18 protein-coding genes are annotated in these 17,593 nt (G+C 59.7%); 3 read left to right on the plus strand and 15 right to left on the minus strand.

Features of this window, described 5'->3' with window-relative positions:
* Positions 1–157: 157 nt before the first annotated feature.
* Positions 158–541: a helix-turn-helix domain-containing protein gene (locus tag ACIPO9_RS27860; protein WP_274134346.1), complete on the minus strand. Its 384-nt coding sequence runs from the start codon at positions 539–541 to the stop codon at positions 158–160.
* Between the two features lie 87 nt (positions 542–628).
* Here ACIPO9_RS27860 and ACIPO9_RS27865 point away from each other — a divergent pair, with 87 nt between their 5' ends.
* The gene (locus tag ACIPO9_RS27865) at positions 629–1,798 is read left to right on the plus strand and encodes an alkene reductase (protein ID WP_400784522.1); all 1,170 of its coding nucleotides are present in this window, start codon (positions 629–631) and stop codon (positions 1,796–1,798) included.
* 65 nt (positions 1,799–1,863) lie between these two features.
* Here ACIPO9_RS27865 and ACIPO9_RS27870 read toward each other — a convergent pair whose 3' ends face one another.
* Positions 1,864–2,574 (minus strand): SOS response-associated peptidase family protein, encoded by a 711-nt coding sequence (locus ACIPO9_RS27870; protein WP_400784523.1) that lies wholly within the window; start codon positions 2,572–2,574, stop codon positions 1,864–1,866.
* A 97-nt stretch (positions 2,575–2,671) separates the two neighbouring features.
* Here ACIPO9_RS27870 and ACIPO9_RS27875 point away from each other — a divergent pair, with 97 nt between their 5' ends.
* Both ACIPO9_RS27875 and umuC read left to right on the plus strand, forming a co-directional pair.
* Positions 2,672–3,103 (plus strand): LexA family transcriptional regulator, encoded by a 432-nt coding sequence (locus tag ACIPO9_RS27875; RefSeq protein WP_274134351.1) that lies wholly within the window; start codon positions 2,672–2,674, stop codon positions 3,101–3,103.
* Positions 3,090–4,370: a translesion error-prone DNA polymerase V subunit UmuC gene (gene umuC / locus ACIPO9_RS27880; RefSeq protein WP_400784524.1), complete on the plus strand. Its 1,281-nt coding sequence runs from the start codon at positions 3,090–3,092 to the stop codon at positions 4,368–4,370. Before ACIPO9_RS27875 ends, umuC begins: the two co-directional genes overlap by 14 nt.
* Positions 4,371–4,477: 107 nt before the next feature.
* Here umuC and ACIPO9_RS27885 read toward each other — a convergent pair whose 3' ends face one another.
* From ACIPO9_RS27885 to ACIPO9_RS27945, 13 genes are all read right to left on the minus strand, one after another.
* The gene (locus tag ACIPO9_RS27885) at positions 4,478–5,335 is read right to left on the minus strand and encodes an SDR family oxidoreductase (protein WP_274134353.1); all 858 of its coding nucleotides are present in this window, start codon (positions 5,333–5,335) and stop codon (positions 4,478–4,480) included.
* Positions 5,336–5,549: 214 nt separating this feature from the next.
* Positions 5,550–6,674, minus strand: a complete 1,125-nt coding sequence (locus ACIPO9_RS27890) for an ATP-binding protein (RefSeq protein WP_400784531.1) — start codon at positions 6,672–6,674, stop codon at positions 5,550–5,552.
* Between the two features lie 179 nt (positions 6,675–6,853).
* A complete protein-coding gene (locus tag ACIPO9_RS27895; protein WP_274134356.1) occupies positions 6,854–7,078 on the minus strand; it encodes a DUF6555 family protein in 225 nt (74 codons plus the stop codon).
* 171 nt (positions 7,079–7,249) lie between these two features.
* Positions 7,250–9,607 (minus strand): FdhF/YdeP family oxidoreductase, encoded by a 2,358-nt coding sequence (locus ACIPO9_RS27900; protein ID WP_400784526.1) that lies wholly within the window; start codon positions 9,605–9,607, stop codon positions 7,250–7,252.
* Between the two features lie 13 nt (positions 9,608–9,620).
* Positions 9,621–10,718 (minus strand): catalase family protein, encoded by a 1,098-nt coding sequence (locus ACIPO9_RS27905; RefSeq protein WP_400784528.1) that lies wholly within the window; start codon positions 10,716–10,718, stop codon positions 9,621–9,623.
* 85 nt (positions 10,719–10,803) lie between these two features.
* Positions 10,804–13,008 (minus strand): xanthine dehydrogenase family protein molybdopterin-binding subunit, encoded by a 2,205-nt coding sequence (locus tag ACIPO9_RS27910; RefSeq protein WP_400784529.1) that lies wholly within the window; start codon positions 13,006–13,008, stop codon positions 10,804–10,806.
* Positions 13,008–13,994, minus strand: coding sequence for a xanthine dehydrogenase family protein subunit M (locus ACIPO9_RS27915; protein ID WP_274134361.1), 987 nt, complete (start codon positions 13,992–13,994; stop codon positions 13,008–13,010). The genes ACIPO9_RS27910 and ACIPO9_RS27915 overlap by 1 nt, the downstream gene beginning before the upstream one ends.
* Positions 13,991–14,515: a (2Fe-2S)-binding protein gene (locus tag ACIPO9_RS27920; RefSeq protein WP_274134362.1), complete on the minus strand. Its 525-nt coding sequence runs from the start codon at positions 14,513–14,515 to the stop codon at positions 13,991–13,993. Before ACIPO9_RS27920 ends, ACIPO9_RS27915 begins: the two co-directional genes overlap by 4 nt.
* Before the next feature lie 163 nt (positions 14,516–14,678).
* Entirely contained in the window at positions 14,679–15,110 is a 432-nt protein-coding gene (locus tag ACIPO9_RS27925) for a DUF1810 domain-containing protein (RefSeq protein ID WP_400610166.1), read from the minus strand.
* A gap of 113 nt (positions 15,111–15,223) precedes the next feature.
* Positions 15,224–15,394 (minus strand): hypothetical protein, encoded by a 171-nt coding sequence (locus tag ACIPO9_RS27930; protein ID WP_274134364.1) that lies wholly within the window; start codon positions 15,392–15,394, stop codon positions 15,224–15,226.
* A gap of 183 nt (positions 15,395–15,577) precedes the next feature.
* Positions 15,578–15,808: a hypothetical protein gene (locus ACIPO9_RS27935; RefSeq protein WP_274134365.1), complete on the minus strand. Its 231-nt coding sequence runs from the start codon at positions 15,806–15,808 to the stop codon at positions 15,578–15,580.
* A gap of 254 nt (positions 15,809–16,062) precedes the next feature.
* Positions 16,063–16,803 (minus strand): DUF72 domain-containing protein, encoded by a 741-nt coding sequence (locus ACIPO9_RS27940; RefSeq protein WP_400784530.1) that lies wholly within the window; start codon positions 16,801–16,803, stop codon positions 16,063–16,065.
* Complete coding sequence (locus ACIPO9_RS27945; RefSeq protein ID WP_274134463.1) at positions 16,800–17,225, minus strand: DNA methylase; 426 nt, start codon at positions 17,223–17,225, stop codon at positions 16,800–16,802. Before ACIPO9_RS27945 ends, ACIPO9_RS27940 begins: the two co-directional genes overlap by 4 nt.
* Positions 17,226–17,593: the final 368 nt, after the last annotated feature.

The following is a 17,593-nucleotide window of genomic DNA, read 5'->3' on the forward strand; positions in this document are numbered from 1 at the left end:
CAAGGAGTTTTCCGTTCCGACTGCGCCGGAAGTGGGGCGAATTATAGAGAGATTCGAGGGGGCGTCAACACTTAATGTGAACTTTCTATGAAATAGACGAAACACGAGGAAAATCAGGGGGTTTCTTCTGTTTATACAGGAAGCAAATGCCATCCCCTCAAGGCTCACCGCGATAACTGCGCAAGACGGCATCACAGGGCAACAGCTTATCGGCCTCCTCAAGCTCGTTGGCATGATGAGTCCCCCACTCCATCAATGAGTCAAGCACCGGACGGAAGCTCTCACCCAAGGGAGTCAGGAAATACTCGACAGCTTGTTTCTCATCCGCAACGGATTGACGACAAACCATTCCATGCTCTTCCAGTGCCCTGAGTTGCTCGATCAGAACTTTTTGAGAGATTCCCACGATGCGCTTTTCCAGCCCGCGAATGCGCTGCGGCCCGTCGAGCAGTGCATGGAGAATCACTGCCTTCCAACGCCCGGACAATACCGCCAGCGCGCGCTCCACCGGCAGGCCGGGCAACTTGTTGAGTATCTTCATCTGCGTTTGCTCACCAAAGGGTGTGTGGATCGAACACCCCGCAAAAAATTAGTCTCCAGGCTGGTAACTCACTGAAGGAAGACCACTATGGCAGACCTGTTTGATCCCCGACACCTGGGCAGCTCGCTTACGCTTGGCAACCGCATCGTCATGGCCCCAATGACCCGCACGCGCACCTCAGAGGGTGATGTGCCCAATGCATTGATGGCCACCTACTACGGACAACGCGCCGGAGCGGGACTGATTATTGCCGAAGCCACCGACATTGATCGATCAGCCAAAGGCTATGCAATGACGCCGGGCATCTACACGCAAGCGCAAAAAGAGGGCTGGCAACTGGTGACCGATGAAGTCCATCGCAAGGGAGGAAAAATCTTCCTGCAGCTTTGGCATGTGGGCAGGATGTCTCATCCCTCCATTCATCACGACGGTCAAGCGCCACGCGGGGTGACGGAAGAACGCGCCGAACATTCGGACGTCTTCGTCCACGACGACAACGGCAAATTGGGGTACATCCGCGCAGGGGTTCCCCGGCGCATGGAAACCAGTGAAATCGAGTCTCTGGTATCGGACTTCTCCCGTGCTTTTGAGAACGCCCACCAGGCAGGCTTCGATGGTGTCGAGATCCACGCGGCGAACGGCTACCTTTTCGACCAGTTCATGAACTCGGCGCTGAATACTCGCGATGACCGATACGGGGGAAGCACGGTCGAGAATCGCGCGCGCTTCCTGATGGAGGTCGTTGATGAAGCAATGCGCATCTTCGGAGAAGGACGAGTTGGCGTACGCCTGGCACCATTCGGCAGGTTCAACTCGATGCCGGCAGACCCGCTGACCGAGCAGACACTGCTTTATGTGTCCGAGCACCTGGCGCGGCGCAATGTGGCGTACATGCACCTGGTCTACGAACTCATGCCCACCGAGAACATGGAGAATGCGGAGTTCAAGCAGAGCTACCTTGACCACGGTCTTTTGAACAAGGTCAGGGCTGCCTTTGACGGAGCGATCATCTGGTGTGGTGGTTTCGCCTCCAGGGAGAGTGCCCAGGCTGCCCTGGATACGGGGCTTGTGGACCTGATCGGTTTTGGCAGGCCCTACATCGCAAATCCAGACCTTGATCAGCGACTCAAACAGGGCTGGGAATTAAGCGAGGCAGATCGCTCCACCTATTACACACGCCGTGGCGAGGTGGGATTCACGGATTTTCCTTCTTATGTAAATGAGGATCAGCACGTCGCAGACTCTATCAGTCAGTAACGTTTCGATTGGAGGGCCAGGATCAGAGGCCTGGCCGTTCCTGATGTTCAGCTTCGCCTTTGTGCTCATTCATCTGGATCGTCATCCTCCATCAAAGGACCAATCAACCCCTCTCCCTGATTGCGCACGTTCCCCACATCCTTCCCCACTTTGAACCAGGTGAATTCTTCGGTCGCCTGGCAACACTCCTTCATAATCTCCGCCGCCCGCGCCGGTGACGTCTGCGGATCGACCCATTCCCTGGCATGCTCGGGGCTCAGCACCACCGGGCGGCGATCGTGAATGTCGATCATGCCCTGGTCGCTGTCTGCAGTGATGATCACGAATCCGTCCTTCTCGTCCGGCTCTAACCCGGCATGCACCTCGGCCAGCGCGGCGAAGAACATCGGCTGCTCTTCCTTCAAGCGAATGTAGTACGGCTGCTTGCGCTTGGGATCATTCGGATCTTTCACCCATTCGAACCAGCCGTTCGCCGGGGCCAGAGCGCGCCCGTTCGGCCACAGCTGTTTGAAGAACCTGCCGGTCAATGCCGTTTCGACACGAGCGTTGATGGGATCTGGCCGATTGCCCCTGGCCCAGAACGGTGACCACCCCCAACGTACCTTGTCGACGCTCAACCCCTCGCCCACAGGCCTGATGATTTCGACCCGAGTAGTCGGCGCGACGTTGTAGCGTTCGATCGGCCAGAGGTCATAGCCGTTGATGACCAGTTGCGCGCAAGCAAGCGCCTTGAGGTAGTGGTCCATCGGCTCATAGATCGAGTAGCGTCCACACATGCTGTCACCCGTCGAAATTTCCTACATATGAGATTGACCGCAAGCGGGCTAGATCGTTAACTGTATATACATACAGCTAACGCATGCAAGGTGCATCATGAGTGTTTCCATCCTCGGCCCAGTGGCCGCCAGCGGCGAAAGGTTTCCCCTTTATTCGTTCCAGGTGCCCGCCGGGTTTCCCTCGCCAGCTGCGGACCATATCGAGAAACACATTTCTCTGGATGAGCTGTTCGAGATCCGCGCGCCCCATGTCTATCTGGCGAAGATCGAGGGCGACAGCATGCAGGGAGCGGGGATCTACAGCGGTGACCTGGTCATCGTCGACCGCAGCCTGTACGCCGAGCACGGTGACATCGTGATTGCGGCGCTCAATACCGAGCCTGTCTGTAAACGCCTGCACATGCGTGAGAACGAGGTGATCCTGATGTCGGAAAACCCCAGATATCCGGCACGGCATGTGATGGAAGGCGATGAGCTGGTGATCTGGGGCGTGGTCAAGTACAGCATCCGCGATCATGACAAAGCCTGAGCCCGTCTTCGCGCTGATCGACTGCAACAGCTTCTACGCAAGTTGCGAGCGCGTGTTTCGCCCGGATCTGGCCAGGACGCCCATCGTGGTGCTGTCGAACAACGACGGTTGCGTCATCGCCCGCAGCTACGACGCCAAGCCCTTCGTGAAAATGGGCCAGCCCTACTTCCAGATCAGGGACCATCTGCGCAGCAACGGCGTCGTCGCGTTCAGCAGCAACTACGCCCTGTACGGCGACATGAGCGAACGGGTGATGACCATCATCGAGTCGATGGTGCCGGCGCTGGAGGTGTACAGCATCGACGAGGCCTTCGCCGACCTCACCGGTATTCCCGGCGATCTGACTGCATTCGGCCGGCAGATCCGGGCCACGATCTATAAACGCACCAGCATTCCGGTCGGCGTCGGCATCGCCCGCACCAAGACCCTGGCCAAACTTGCCAACCACACCGCCAAGCGATTGCTGGACAGGACCGGTGGCGTCGTCGACATCTGCGATCCATTCAAGCGCGACTGGACCCTGCGCAACACCGACGTGGGCGAAGTGTGGGGCATCGGAAAACGCATGAAGGCGCACCTGGAAAGCATGGGCATCAAGACCGCGATGGACCTGGCCAAGGCGGACTCATGGACGTTGCGGCACAAATTCAGCGTGGTGATCGAGAAGACCGCCCGCGAACTGGCCGGTACGCCCTGCCTGGAGCTGGGTGAAGCCGAACCGCCGAGGCAGGAAATCTGCTGCAGCCGAATGTTCGGCGACCGAGTGACCACCATCGAGCCTATAAAAGAAGCCGTGGCCACCTACACCCAACGCGCCGCAGAAAAACTTCGTGGGCAAAATTCGCTGTGCAAGAAGATCCGGGTCAGCATTCGCACCGGCATGTTCAATCCCGACGAGGCCAAGTACGCCAACGCCGCATTGGTGGAGCTGCCCTACCCCACGAATGACGTGCGCCTGATGACCAAGGCAGCGACCGAGGCAGTCAACCGTCTGTTCAGGGAAGGTTTCAAATACAGCAAGGCAGAAGTGCTGTTGATGGATCTGCGTCAACCAGGGGAATTTACCGATGATCTGTTCGCGGCAGCGCAACCTGAGGCTTGCGGGAAAATAATGAGGGTCCTGGACCGGATCAACGACCGCTGGGGGCGCGGCACCTTGCGCGTGGCGACGGTGCCGCCCTCTCCGGATTGGGCGATGCGCCAGGATCTGCTGAGTGCACGGTTCACGACGAACCTGGGTCAACTGTTCACGGTGAAGTGTTATTGACACGCTCGTCAATCAACGACCGATAGGCCCCAGTCCGGCAGTGAACAGCAATGTCCCCCGCCGGAAGGCGCCTGTTTCATCGAACCGTCAAAAACTGTGATACCCGGTTACAGAATCGGTTTGCCACCTGTCACGCCATACCGCGTACCCGAGATGTAACTGCCTTCATCGGACGCCAGAAGCACATAGATCGGTGCGACTTCCACAGGCTGGCCCGGCCGCCCCAAGGGCGTGTTTTTCCCGAAGTGGGTAATGTCATCTTCTGTCATCGTCGACACGATCAAAGGCGTCCAGATCGGACCTGGGGCAACGCTGTTGACCCGGATGCCGCGCGGCCCCAGAGACTGTGCGAGCCCGGCGGTGAAGTTGGCAATGGCGCCCTTGGTGGTGGCATAGGCCAGCAGCGACGGACTCGGCGAATCGGAATTGACCGAACTGGTGTTGATGATCGAGCTGCCCGCCGGCATCGACGGCAATGCGGCTTTGCAGATACGAAACATGGCGGTGATATTGATATCGAACGTCTTCACCCATTCCTCATCCGGGATATCCTCGAACGTCTCATGGGTCATCTGGAAGGCCGCATTGTTCACCAGCACGTCGATGCGCCCGAACTTCTTGACGGTGTCGTTCACGATGGCTGAGCAATGCGCCTTGTCGGCGAGATCGCCCGGCAACAGGATGCATTGCCTGCCCGCCTCCTCCACCCAGCGGGCGGTTTCTTTCGCGTCTTCGTGCTCATCGAGATAGGAGATCGCGACATCGGCGCCTTCACGGGCGAACGCAATCGCCACCGCTCGACCGATCCCGCTGTCCGCGCCGGTGATCAAGGCGATCTTGTTCGCCATACGACCTGAACCCTTGTAGCTTTTTTCACCGCAATCGGGATACGGGTCCATCTTGCTTTGATCGCCGGGTACGGGTTGTTTCTGTGACTTGAACGGTGGGGTTGGATAGTTGCTCATGATTGTCGTCCTCGGTATGCGATCGGATTCTTCACTGTGAAAAGTGGAGTCCGCCCGCAACCTCCGAGTTCGTTCTTTTTGTCGCTCGCATGCGCCAACGGTTGGCGCACCTCTGCATGACAACAGGTGCATGCCAGGCTCACATCGCAGGAATTGTCATTCTGCAGCGCCCAGCCGCTGGAGATCAGGTTTCCTTTTACGACCGCCTACAGAATCAGTAGACCCATTTGATGGTGCTGGGGAATCGTGCGACGAAAGCGGTACCCGCTTCGAGGGTGGAGGTCACTTGCAGGGTGCCGCCATGGGCTTCGGCGATCTGCGAGGCAATGTACAAGCCCAGGCCCAGCCCCTCTCCGCGCTGGCCGGCCTCCGAGCGCGTGAACGGCTCGAACAACAGCGGCATCAAGCGCTCGGCAATCGGCGGCCCCTGGTTGAGCACTGAAATGACCACGTCCGCATCTTCACACCACGCCTGGACCCGTATGGGGGACGACCTGGCCCCATGGGTCACCGCGTTCCCTACCAGATTCGACAACAGTTGGGTGATTCGCAGCGAGTCGCAATAGATGCCGCCCGGCAGATCAAGGGCGTGAGTAATCTGCGCCTCGGGGCTGGACATCTGCACTTCACGCAGCGCCAGTTCAAGGATGGGCCCCAGATCATCCACCAGTTGTCGTTTGACAGGAATTCCGCCGCCCATCCGCCCGCGCGCAAAATCGAGGACGTTTTCGATCAGCATGCCCATGCGCACCGAACTGTTGCGGATGGCTGCGATGAGGTTCAGTGAACGTTTTTCCGTGGTTCGGCTTTCCAGCAATTCAGAGCTCATCCGGATGGCACTCAGGGGCGTGCGCAAGTCATGCCCCAACACCGCCACAAACTGGTCACGCAAACGCCCGTGCTCTTTAGCTGCAACCAACGCCGACTGCGTCGCTTCCAGGTTTTTCTGAGAGTCGAGACTCATGGCGATCAACTGCGCGAACAGGGTCAGCGTCTTGACGATAGCGGGCTCTTCCAGATTGGCAGGCACCGAATCGATAGCGCATAGCGTGCCGAAGAACTCTCCGTCACCCATGATGATCGGGATCGAGATGTAGCTTTCCAGGCCGTAGGTCCTGGGCGTGTGGTGCGTTGAAAACAGCGGGTGCTCACTGGCGTGGCCGAAAATCACCGGCGTCCTGTGCTGACGTATCTCGTGACAGATGGTGGATTCGAGCACCAGTTCGCCACCAGGCTTGAGGCCGAAATCGATGGAATCGTCCACCGCGCAGGCGACCCAGTTCCTGTCGGTGACCCGCGCAACAGCGGCAAAGCGCATGCCCGTCATGTGCTTGACCATGCTCAGGATCACGGGCACCGCGCCAATGGCATGGACCGCTTCAACGTCAGCAGAGAAATCCGAACGATTCATGTGCACCGGGCCCCTCATCTGAAAGTCTGCCAAGACTACAACGAACGTCGCCCGGCAAGAAGATCGTTCACAGCTTGAGCGTTCCGGAGGGGCCGAGGTGAAGCCTGTTACGCCTTGTGCCATTCCACATTGGTGATGCCGTGCTTCTCCGCCTGAGGCTTGCTCAGTCTGGACACGGGGTCGGTCCGGTACTTGGGCAACTGCCCGATTCCAGCGTCAACCGTGGCCCAATGCCAGGCTTCGGCATTGTCCATCTTCGCGGCCCGAATGTAGAAAGTCTTGTAAGCGCCCTGCAGCAGATAGTCGATTCGGTAATGGTGTTCCTGCGCCATGTTTTCTCTCCGTGGCAAAGACATTCACCCCTCAGAGATCGTCCTACAATAAAAAAATTCCCTTTTTAAAACAGATCATTACGCTTTCCACTCAGGTGAGTGGTGCAAGCGTCATGAAGTGTTTCAAATGACTGGCAAAGCTTACGCGCAGAAGCCTGTAGGGCGCTGTTCTCACTCCCGGACCTGATCGCCATCAGGGATTTCGTTCCGGCGATTCTGCTCTGTCGGCAGCGCCGCGTGCAGGCTCACCGGGACGGATTTGGCAGCGGGCACCTTGCTGCGTTCGGCGTGGTGCCAGAGTGGCACCAGTGGGTTGGACTCGGGGTAGTAAGACGCTGCACAGCCCTCGGGTATGTCGTAGTCGATGATCTGGAATGGCCCCACTTCACGACGGACCTCGGGCTCGATGGCGGTGCGCAACGTCACCCACTGCCCCGGCGCGAAGCCCAGGCGAACGATATCGTTACGATTGAGAAAGACCACGCTGCGGGTGCCGTGCACGCCACGGAAGCGGTCGTCGTAGCCATAGACCGTGGTGTTGAACTGGTCATTGCTGCGCAGCGTCATGAGTTGCACCACGTCGCGCCGATCAGTCCCCAGCGATACGTCATCATCTTCATCCAGCCTGGATGGCGTCTTGAACTGCGCCTTGCCCGACTCGGTCGCCCACTTGCGCTGGGCCGCCGGGAGCGGGCGATGGAAACCACCCTCCGACCACATCCGGGTTTCCATGTCGTGGAAAATCTCGGGGTAAATGTCGGCGATGGCCTGACGCACCTTCACATAGTCCCGGCGCCAGTCATCCCAGGGGATGCGCACCTCGTCACCGAGAGTCGCCTGGGCCAGCCCGGCAATGATCGCGGCTTCCGAGCGCAACTGCTCGGCGGCGGGCTGCGCGTGCCCCTGCCAGGCGCGGATGCATCCGGTACTGTCTTCGGTGGTGTAGACCTGCGGCGTGCCGTCCTGCTGGTCGATTTCAATCCGGCCCAGGCACGGCAGCAGCCAGGTGTGTTGCCCCGCAAACAGATGCGTACGGTTGAGTTTGGTTGCGACCTGCACGTTCAGCGTCAGCCCTTTCCAGGCGGGCTCCATGCGGTCAGTGTCGGGGACGGCACGCAGAAAATTCCCGCCCAGGCCAATGAAGCCTTTGACGCTGCCATCCTGGATGCCCTTGCAGGTATCGACGGTAGCGAGGCCTTTCTTGCTCGGCACCTTGAAGCCGAAGCGCGCCTCGATCTTGTCCTTGGGCACCTTGGCTGGGTCTTCCGTTATGCCCACGGTGCGCTGGCCCTGAACATTGGAATGGCCACGAACCGGGCAGATCCCCGCGCCCGGCTTGCCGATATTGCCGCGCAGCAACAGCAGGTTCACCAGCATCTGCACATTGCCCACGCCGTGGCGGTGCTGGGTCATGCCCATGCCGTAAATGATCATGACCTTCTGACTGCGCGCGTAGACGGTGGCAGCTGCCTCCATGGATGAACGACTCAACCCCGAGCGCTGTACAAGGTCGTCCCAGGAGTAGCCATCGACCTGCGCCACAAAGGCGTCGAAACCCTCGGTGTGTTCGGCAATGAATGCATGATCCAGCACAGGCTGCGCGCCTGTCTCCCTCGCCTGCTGATCCATGAACAACAGCGCCTTGGCGATGCCCATGACCGCCGCCGTATCGCCGCCAATCGCGACCTGATGGTATTGAGTGCTGATCACCGTGGATGAAGGGCCGACCATCTCGCTGACCGACTGCGGGTTGACGAAGCGCTCCAGCCCACGCTCGCGCAAGGGGTTGAAGGTGATGATGGGCACGTGACGCTTACGCGCATCCTGCAGCGGATGCAGCATGCGCGGGCTGTTGCTGCCCACATTCTGGCCGAAGAAAAAGATGCAGTCGGTGTGCTCGAAATCGGCGAGGGTCACCGTTCCCACCGGCACGCCGATGCTTTCCTGCAAGCCAACCGACGTGCTCTCGTGGCACATGTTCGAGCTGTCCGGCAGGTTGTTGGTGCCGTATGCGCGGGCGAACAACTGGTACATGAAGGAGGCTTCCAGTGACGCGCGGCCCGAGGCGTAGAAGGCCACCTCGTCCGGCGCCAGCTGTTTGAGCTGGACGCCGATGGCAGCATAGGCCTCCTCCCAGGTGGTCGGCACGTACTGATCGATTTGCGCGTCATAGCGCAAGGGGTGGGTCAGGCGCCCGTGCTGTTCAAGATCGTAATCGCTCCATCCACGCAGCTCGCTCAGGGTGTGCCGGGCGAAGAAATCCGCGTCCGTGCGCAGTGACGTCAATTCCCAAGCCGTGGCCTTGGCGCCGTTCTCACAGAATTCCAGCGCATGGGGGTTGCCAGGTTTGGCCCAGGCGCAGCTGACGCAGGCAAAACCCTTGGGTTTGTTCTGCTTCATCAGCGCCGCGGGCGCCTTGCCCAGCGCCTGCTCACGCCAAAGAATGCTCATGACGGAATGCGCCGAACCCCAGCCTCCCGAGGAATTCTTGTAGGGATGGAAATGCGCGGTCGGGTGGATAAGCTGCATGCAAAGACCTCAATCAGCGGGGTTCGTGAATCGGGCAACCGTTGTGACTGCCGCGAAACTCAGACGACATCTCGTAGGAAGGTTTGCGCACCCGCATCACACCACCCAAGGGTCTGTGAGCCGCCAGCCCATGCCAGGGGCTGAACGCCATGCCATCGTCGATCTCCCGGACTTTCTCTTCGTCCCAGGCTGCCTGCGGATCGACCTCGACCCGCGCCACGGTGACGTAAGGGCTGAGGTCTTCCGGCCATTGCACGGAGGCATCTTCGATGGGCATCTTTTCGATATCGGTCGCCAACTGCACTTGCAGCTCCCAGACGCCGCCTTGCTGGCTGAAATACTCGCTCACCGCTGCCCGAAGCCCGTCGGGGTTGTCGCCGAAGTCCACGTGCAGGTCAGTGAGTGCGGTCAAGGATGGCGACACCGGTACCATGGCCAGCTTGGCGTAATAGGGCCCGTAGAGAATCGGCGCGACGGTGGAAAAACTCTCGCCCAGAATGTGGGTTTGCGGATGGCCGCCGAGGCTTTTCAAGGTGCCGCTTTCGCCGCCCATGGATTCGATGGTCGACTCCACACCCCGCAGTACCGCCGACAGCGCCTTCTTCATGCCCGGCGCCTTGTCGGTGGTCTTGGCCAGCAGCTTCAAGGTCTTCAGGAATGCCTTGGGTGTGGCGGCAGTAAACGCCTTGGCGTTCTGCATGACGAAGTCCTGTGTCACCTCACCTTCGCTGCCCGGCAGACGCGGGCCATCGACACCCACCAGCTTGATTGCCAGACCGCGCGGCGTTGAAACCTTGTCATCGAGGATGTCCCCGGGGTTGGTCGAAAACCGCAGATAAGCGGTCAGTGTGCCGGGGCGGGCGAACGCGCCCTGTGCCAGCTCCGGCGGAAGGTTGTCGAGCACCGTGACCCGCCCTTTCAGCAAGCCATGGCCCTTGGCGTGAACGCTGCGATTGGCATGGCCGTTGTCTTTGAAGGTGGTTTCCATGATCGAGTGGAGCGTTTCGGCCAGCTCCTTGCTGGTCTGCGCTTCGTCGTCAGGAATCTGCTCGAACGACGCGTCAAAGGGCAACGGCGCGGTCGCGGGACGTGTAACGGGAAGGTCGTTCATCGGGTCATCTCCATCAGGTTGGAAAGCACATCACGGGTACACAAATCTCACACTCGGGTGCCATGCATCCGGGTGTTGTTCGCGGTCACTGCAGCAGCTTGTCGAGCGTCACGGGAAAATCGCGCACACGCTTGCCGGTGGCATGGAACACGGCATTGGAGACCGCCGCAGCCACGCCGACGATGCCAATCTCGCCCACGCCCTTGGAGCCCAGGTCGTTGACGATGTCGTCCTCTTCCTCGACGAAAAACGCATCAATGTCACCGATGTCGGCGTGGACCGGGATGTGATATTCGGCCAGGCTGTGATTCATGAAACGACCGAGCGTGTGATCGCTCAGGGTGTCTTCCTGCAGCGCCATGCCCAGGCCCCAGACGACGCCGCCCAACAACTGGTTCTGCGCTGTCTTCGGGTTGATCACACGCCCTGCTGCAACCGCGCTGACCACACGGCTGACCTTGATGGTGCCCAGGTCCTCATCGACCCGCACTTCGACGAACACCGCAGAGTGAGTCGCCGTGGCAAACCCGCTGCGCTTGGTGCTGGGCTCTGCATCGACCTGGACTTCCAGTGCGCCGCCTTCGCAATGGGCAACCACTTCGGCGATGGCAAAACGCTGATCCCCGGCGTGCACGAACCCGTCCCCGAAGCCGATCTGCTCCACCGCAACATCAGCCACCTCGGGATGCAGCCGACGCAGCGCTTCCAGCACCTGGGTGCGCAAGATCAGGCACGCCTGCCTCACGGCGGAACCGACCGAAGAAACCGTGAAGGAGCCGCCCTGCAAAGGCGCGGTGGGCAGCGAGGAATCGCCCAGGATGAATGTCACGTCCTGCGGCATGACCCCGGCCGCATCAGCGGCGATCTGGGTCATGACGGTGTAGGTGCCGGTGCCGATATCCGTGGTGGCACTGCTGACGGTCAGCTTGCCCGCGGCATCGATTCGCGCCTTGGCGCTGGCCTTCATCTGCATGGCCTCCCAGACGCCGCCTGCGACACCCCAGCCGATCAGCTCCCGCCCCTGGCGCATGCTGCGAGGCACCGGATTGCGCTGGCTCCAGCCAAAGCGTTCGGCGCCCTGGTCGTAGCAAGCCAGCAGCGCCTTGCTCGAATACGGCTTGCCCTCGTTGCCGTTACTGTCGGCGAAATTGACGCGGCGCAGTTGCAGGGGATCGATGCCTGCCGCACAGGCCAGTTCGTCCAGTGCGCCTTCCAGCGCGATCACGCCTGACGCAGCACCCGGCGCACGCATGTCCAGCGGGGTGTAGACGTCGAGCGGCACCAGTTGATAACTCAGCGCCACGTTGTCGCAGCGATAGAGCATGCCGCTCCATTCGACCAGGTGCTCGGTGAAGTCCTCGAAGCGCGAGGTCTGCCCGATCGCGTCGTGCCCGATCGCCATAAGGCGGCCGTTGGCATCCGCGCCCAGTCGCAGCCGCTGTGAGGTGCGTGGCCGATAACCGAAGGTGAACATCTGCTGCCGGGTCAGGGTCACGCGGACCGAGCGTTTCAGCGCCAGGGCCGCCATCACTGCCAGTGGCAACTGATACTGAGGGCGCAGGCCCGAGCCGAACGCGCCGCCGACAAAGGCTGCGAGGATGCGGATCTTGTCCTTGGGCAGGTCGAAAATCTTGTGCAGGTAATCCTGACAGTTCTGAGTGCCTTGGGTCTTGTCGTGAATTTCAAGGCTGCCATCGGGCTTGTAGAACACCGTCGAGGCGTGGGGCTCCATCGGGTTGTGGTGCTCCACCGGCGTGGTGTAGGTCACGTCCACCTGGGTGGCAGAGTCGGCGTAATGCCGCGCAAAATCGCCGCGCGGCTTCGGCGTTTCGGCCGGGGCTTTGTGTGCGTGGTCGAGGGCGGCATCCAGATCGGTCTGGTGCGGCTCTTCTTCATAGCGAATGCGCAAAAGCGAGCCAGCGTAGCGCGCCATTTCCAGCGTCTGCGCCACAACCAGCGCCAATGGCTGGCCGCTGTACAACACTCGGTCGTTATAGAGCGGGCGAAACGCGGAGCCTTCGGCCGAGTCGGCATCGCTGTAGTCATCGTCGTAGCTGGACAGCCGCGGCCGGTTGCGGTGGTCGAGAATCAGCACCACGCCCGGCACATTGAGGGCCTCGCGGGTATCGATATCGAGCACACGGCCTTTGGCGATGGTGCTGGACACCACGCTGCCGAACAGCAGCCGGTCCTCGGGGTATTCACCCGCATACCGCGCCTTGCCCGTTACCTTGGCCACGCCATCTACCCGATCCAGTGGCTGGCCCACCGCAGCATTGAATGTGTTCATCAGGCATTCCCTCCAATGGCGGCGTCGCTCAAGGCACGCACGATTGCACGATGGGCGAGCCGGACCTTGAAGGCGTTATGGGTCAGCGGCTGGGCATCGCGCAGCAACAAGTCAGCTGCGGCGGTGAAGGTCTCGCGGGACACCGGCTTGCCCACCAGCGAGGCCTCGACGGCCTTGTCACGCCACGGCTTGTGCGCGACTCCGCCCAGCGCCAGCCTGGCCTGGCGAACGGTGTCGCCATCAAGCTCCAGCGCTGCCGCCACGGAAACCAGGGCAAAGGCATAGGACGCACGATCACGAATTTTCAGGTAGCGATGGTGGGCGATGAACTGAGGGGGCGGCAGCTCGATGGACGTGACCAGTTCATCGTCAGCCAATTGATTGTCCCGCTCAGGCGCGTCTGCAGGTAAACGATGGAAGTCGGCAAATTCGATACGCCGTTTTCCGGCCTTGCCTTCGACATGGACCACAGCATCAAGCGCCGCGAGCGCGACGCACATGTCGGATGGATGGGTAGCGACGCAGGCATCGCTCGCCCCGAGGATCGCGTGGATACGGTTCAAGCCCGAACGCGCCGGACACCCGCTGCCCGGCTCGCGCTTGTTGCAGGGCGAACCGGTGTCGTAGAAGTAGTAGCAACGCGTGCGCTGCAAGAGATTGCCACCGGTGCTCGCCATATTCCGCAGTTGCGGGGACGCACCGGCAAGGATGGCCTGGGACAGCAACGGATAACGCTGTTCGATCAACGGATGCCACGCCAGATCAGCGTTACTCACCAACGCGCCGATGCGCAGTCCGCCATTCGGGAGTTCCTCCACCTCATCAAGGCCCAAACCGGTGATGTCGATCAGCCGACCGGGGCGGACCACGTTCTCCTTCATGAGATCGACCAGATTGGTGCCGCCGGCGATGAACCGGGTCGTGGCGTCGGCCAGGTTGATCGCCTCACTGACATCGCGAGGCCGGGAATAATTGAAAGGCATCATGATTGCGCCCCTCCCTGCCCCAATTCCCCACCGCTGTGAGGCAACGCTTCCTCAACTGCGGCGATGATGTTGGTGTAGGCACCGCAGCGGCAGAGGTTGCCACTCATCAGTTCCTTGATGTCGTCACGGTTATTCGCCCGCCCCTCGCGGGCAAGGCCGACGGCAGAACAGATCTGCCCCGGCGTGCAGTAACCGCACTGGAAGGCATCGTGCTTGATGAACGCCCGCTGCATCGGATGCAGCTCGTCCCCCGTGGCAAGCCCTTCAACCGTAGTCAGCTCAGCGCCGTCGCACATCACGGCCAACGTCAGGCAGGCATTGATGCGCTTGCCATCACGCAACACCGTGCAGGCACCGCACTGCCCGTGATCGCAACCCTTCTTGGTGCCGGTCAGGTCGAGCTCGTCCCGAAGCAGATCGAGCAAGGTCACCCACGGGGGAATGTTCAGCGTTCGGTGATCGCCGTTCAGAGTGAACGCGATGGAATGCAGCTCGACGCCGGTGGAAGGACTTGGGCTCATGGTGACCTCACGGTAGGTAAGCAATGCGCGCAGTTCGCTGCGTCTAGCTGGTACGACTGGGAGGTTGACTTAAACGTTCAGCCTTTCTGGACGGGCGACCGTTTGGGTGGGATGGTGGGGATCATAATTGCGCGCTCCACTCACCCGTTCCAGTGCAAGGTTACTACCGGGAGGCCTGGAGTAACTGGATCGTCCTGTCATCCGGCTCTGCGTCAAAGAACTGATCGAGTGCTCGCTGAAACAAGGCGGATTCCGAATGCGCCTCGTTGAACAATGTCAGGCACGAGCGCAGCTTCAGATCATCTGGCGAGCCGAAGATCTCAAATGCGCTCAAGTTGCCGTGCTCAAGAAGAGTTTGCACGCACTCATCAAGTCGCCGCCCGAGCAATGGATGGGCGAGATAGGCACGAGCCTCGTCCATGTTGGTGATGCCAAAGCGCATCGCGGTTTCGCTTCTGCCCAACCCCTTTAGCTGCGGGAAAACGAACCACATCCAGTGGCTCGTCTTACGGCCTGCCCGCAGTTCATCCATGACTCGGCGGATAACTGGGCGCTGCGCATCAATAAATCGCGAGAGATTGAAAGAGTCGTTCATGCTGCGATTCCCAGGCATAGCATCAAGCAATGCGGATATCCTCGCCCCCATTGGCACCCGTTGAGGCCCGAGAGCGCCCTAACTAGACGTCGGTGTCACTGCCGGGTGTTTTCCTAACGCTCGGCGTCTACCTCGCCATCGGGATCCGGCTCGATTTCCTCGTCGTCCGCCTCGACAGACTCTCCATTCCTGTTAGAGGATTTAGAAGAAGGCTTTTGGGGATCGTTGATGAACGGAACGCGGCTGGGGCCTTGTTCTTCAAGCCCTTCAGTTTTTGGTTGCATGCTGACTCCTCCACTTGTGAGCTTTAGAAGATTCATGAATCCATACGTTCACATTAATTGGTGAGAGGGTCGCTTGCTTGCACCCAAAGGTTCGCGGGCGACTGGTAGCAGATGACTTGGCCGACAAGTGGTGAGAATGGCGGTTCATATGAGCCCGCCACACCATCATTGACGCTTTTACCCTCAGCGTTGCGGTGGATGCTCCTGAGACACGGAGTCGTTGGCTTCTACGTCTGACATGTCCTCATCTATCAGGATGTCCCCGTCGAGGATTGGCGCCGGTTCGTTGTCCTTAGAGTCGCCCTCGTCGCTGCCAGGAGGCGGATTGGGCATCACGTCAGGACGACCTGGTTCCAATGGCTTGATCGCGTCATTGGCATCTCTGTCATCACCGGGTATTGCGGAACTGTTCATAAGCACCTCGCTCGACCACGAAAGAGTCGCGATCTACAGGTTTCGAAAGCGCTTGGTGCTTCCCGTTCGATGAAGTTCTCGAACGGTCATTATCCAGTGTTAGATCGCGAACTCCTCCCCCTGAAAACCCTCAGATGAGTAGGCTCGGACTGCTGGAAGGTACGCAAAGGTGCAAGACCTGAAGATCGCCACGTACAACGTGAATGGCTTAGGCACGACAATCGAGTGGATGCCGGCGCTTGCCTCTGCGGTTCCTACTCATCGCGGCCACCGATCCTTAACAACCGTTGCATGAGCAGCGCGTTGCCAAGGGCCGCATCGCGTGCAGTATTGTCGAAAATACACCAGGTCGGCACGTCCTCCGGCATCGCCTCAATCCTCTTCGCGAGGTGTTCAAGCCAAGGTGTGTCATAAGCGCTGTAGTAAATTCTCGGGGCTCCGTGCAGGCGCCAATATCGGACTCCCGGCCAGCCACCAGGCTGCGCGCCATTACTCAACCTGACAGGATCAGCCGCTACTTGTCCTATGTGTTGATCAACGAGGAGCTCGTTGGCGTTTGCCCATGACTCATGACGCGGCTCGATCACCACATGCCCTGAAAAGCGAGCTCTCAGCGAGTCGAAGAAGAGGCCTGCGACCCGGGCATCGAATGAGAGTGAAGGTGGGAGCTGAATCAGCAGGCAGCCGAGCGCGCTACCCAGTGCAGTGACCTCCGACAAGAATTTATCAAGCAGCTCTGAGCAGTCCACGAGCCGACTCTCGTGGCTGATCGACTTGGGCATTTTCACTGAGAAGTGGAAATCGCTGCTTACCGATGATGCCCACTTCGCATAAGTTGCGGGTCTATGTGGGCGATAGAAGGAGCTGTTGATCTCAACAGCGCCCAGCCGTAGTGCGTAACGTTGCAGATGCGTACCTGCGCCTTCAAATTCAGGCGCGAATTCCCGTGCCAGCTTCCAGCCAGCGCACCCTACGTAAACTTCTGCGGTAATCAAAACAGCACCTGTTGCGCGTCGCGCATGAAGATCTCAACCGTCTTGGGGCCAATGCCTTCGAATTCTTTGAGCCTTGCCTCAAACTCAGATCGGTCTTTGCTGGCCTCAAGAATGTTCAGCACTTTCCCACCGTAGTCGCGCGTCAAACGCTCGCTCAGCTTGAGTAGTCGGTTGGCGGTAGATTCGTCGTAACGGGTGTAACGGCCCTCTCCCAGCATCCTCACCAACTGGCCGTGCGTACATGCCGCAAGCTTGCCAGGCGTGTCACGATGGTGTTTCTCGACGATGATCCTGTAGGCCTGAGCGGCAACGTCACCTCGAATTCTCTTCCCCATCAAAAAACTTGCGATGAGCCACTTGAATAGTGCCTCTTCGGCTTTGTTGGCAAGGTCGATGTTTAGGTCTGCGGCACCAATCACCATCGTTTGTTCCTCAATGAGCAACACGGTCATATGTATGGCTGATATGACTTCTTGATCATCCCGCCAAGGGGCGAAAATTAGGATGCCCCTTGAGAACGCATAAACACTCGCCGGATCTTGGGCCGAGCCTTTCGCGTTATGTTCATTTGAAGCGACGAACAGTCTCAAAAGAATGGTTTCACCAGCCAGCTGATTTTACTCGCAAGGTTGCGGCTATCCGAAGGCATGAACTTAACGGACGCTCCATAGCTCCGCTCTTTAGAGGCCACACTAAACAGCGGAGAAAACAATATGCGAGCTCTCACCTATCACGGTGCCCATGACGTCAAGGTCGACACCGTTCCCGACCCGATCATCGAGGCGCCGGA

The sequence above is a fragment of the Pseudomonas sp. NPDC090203 genome, assembly GCF_044746765.1.
In the GTDB taxonomy this organism is placed as follows: Bacteria; Pseudomonadota; Gammaproteobacteria; order Pseudomonadales; family Pseudomonadaceae; genus Aquipseudomonas; species Aquipseudomonas putida_AD.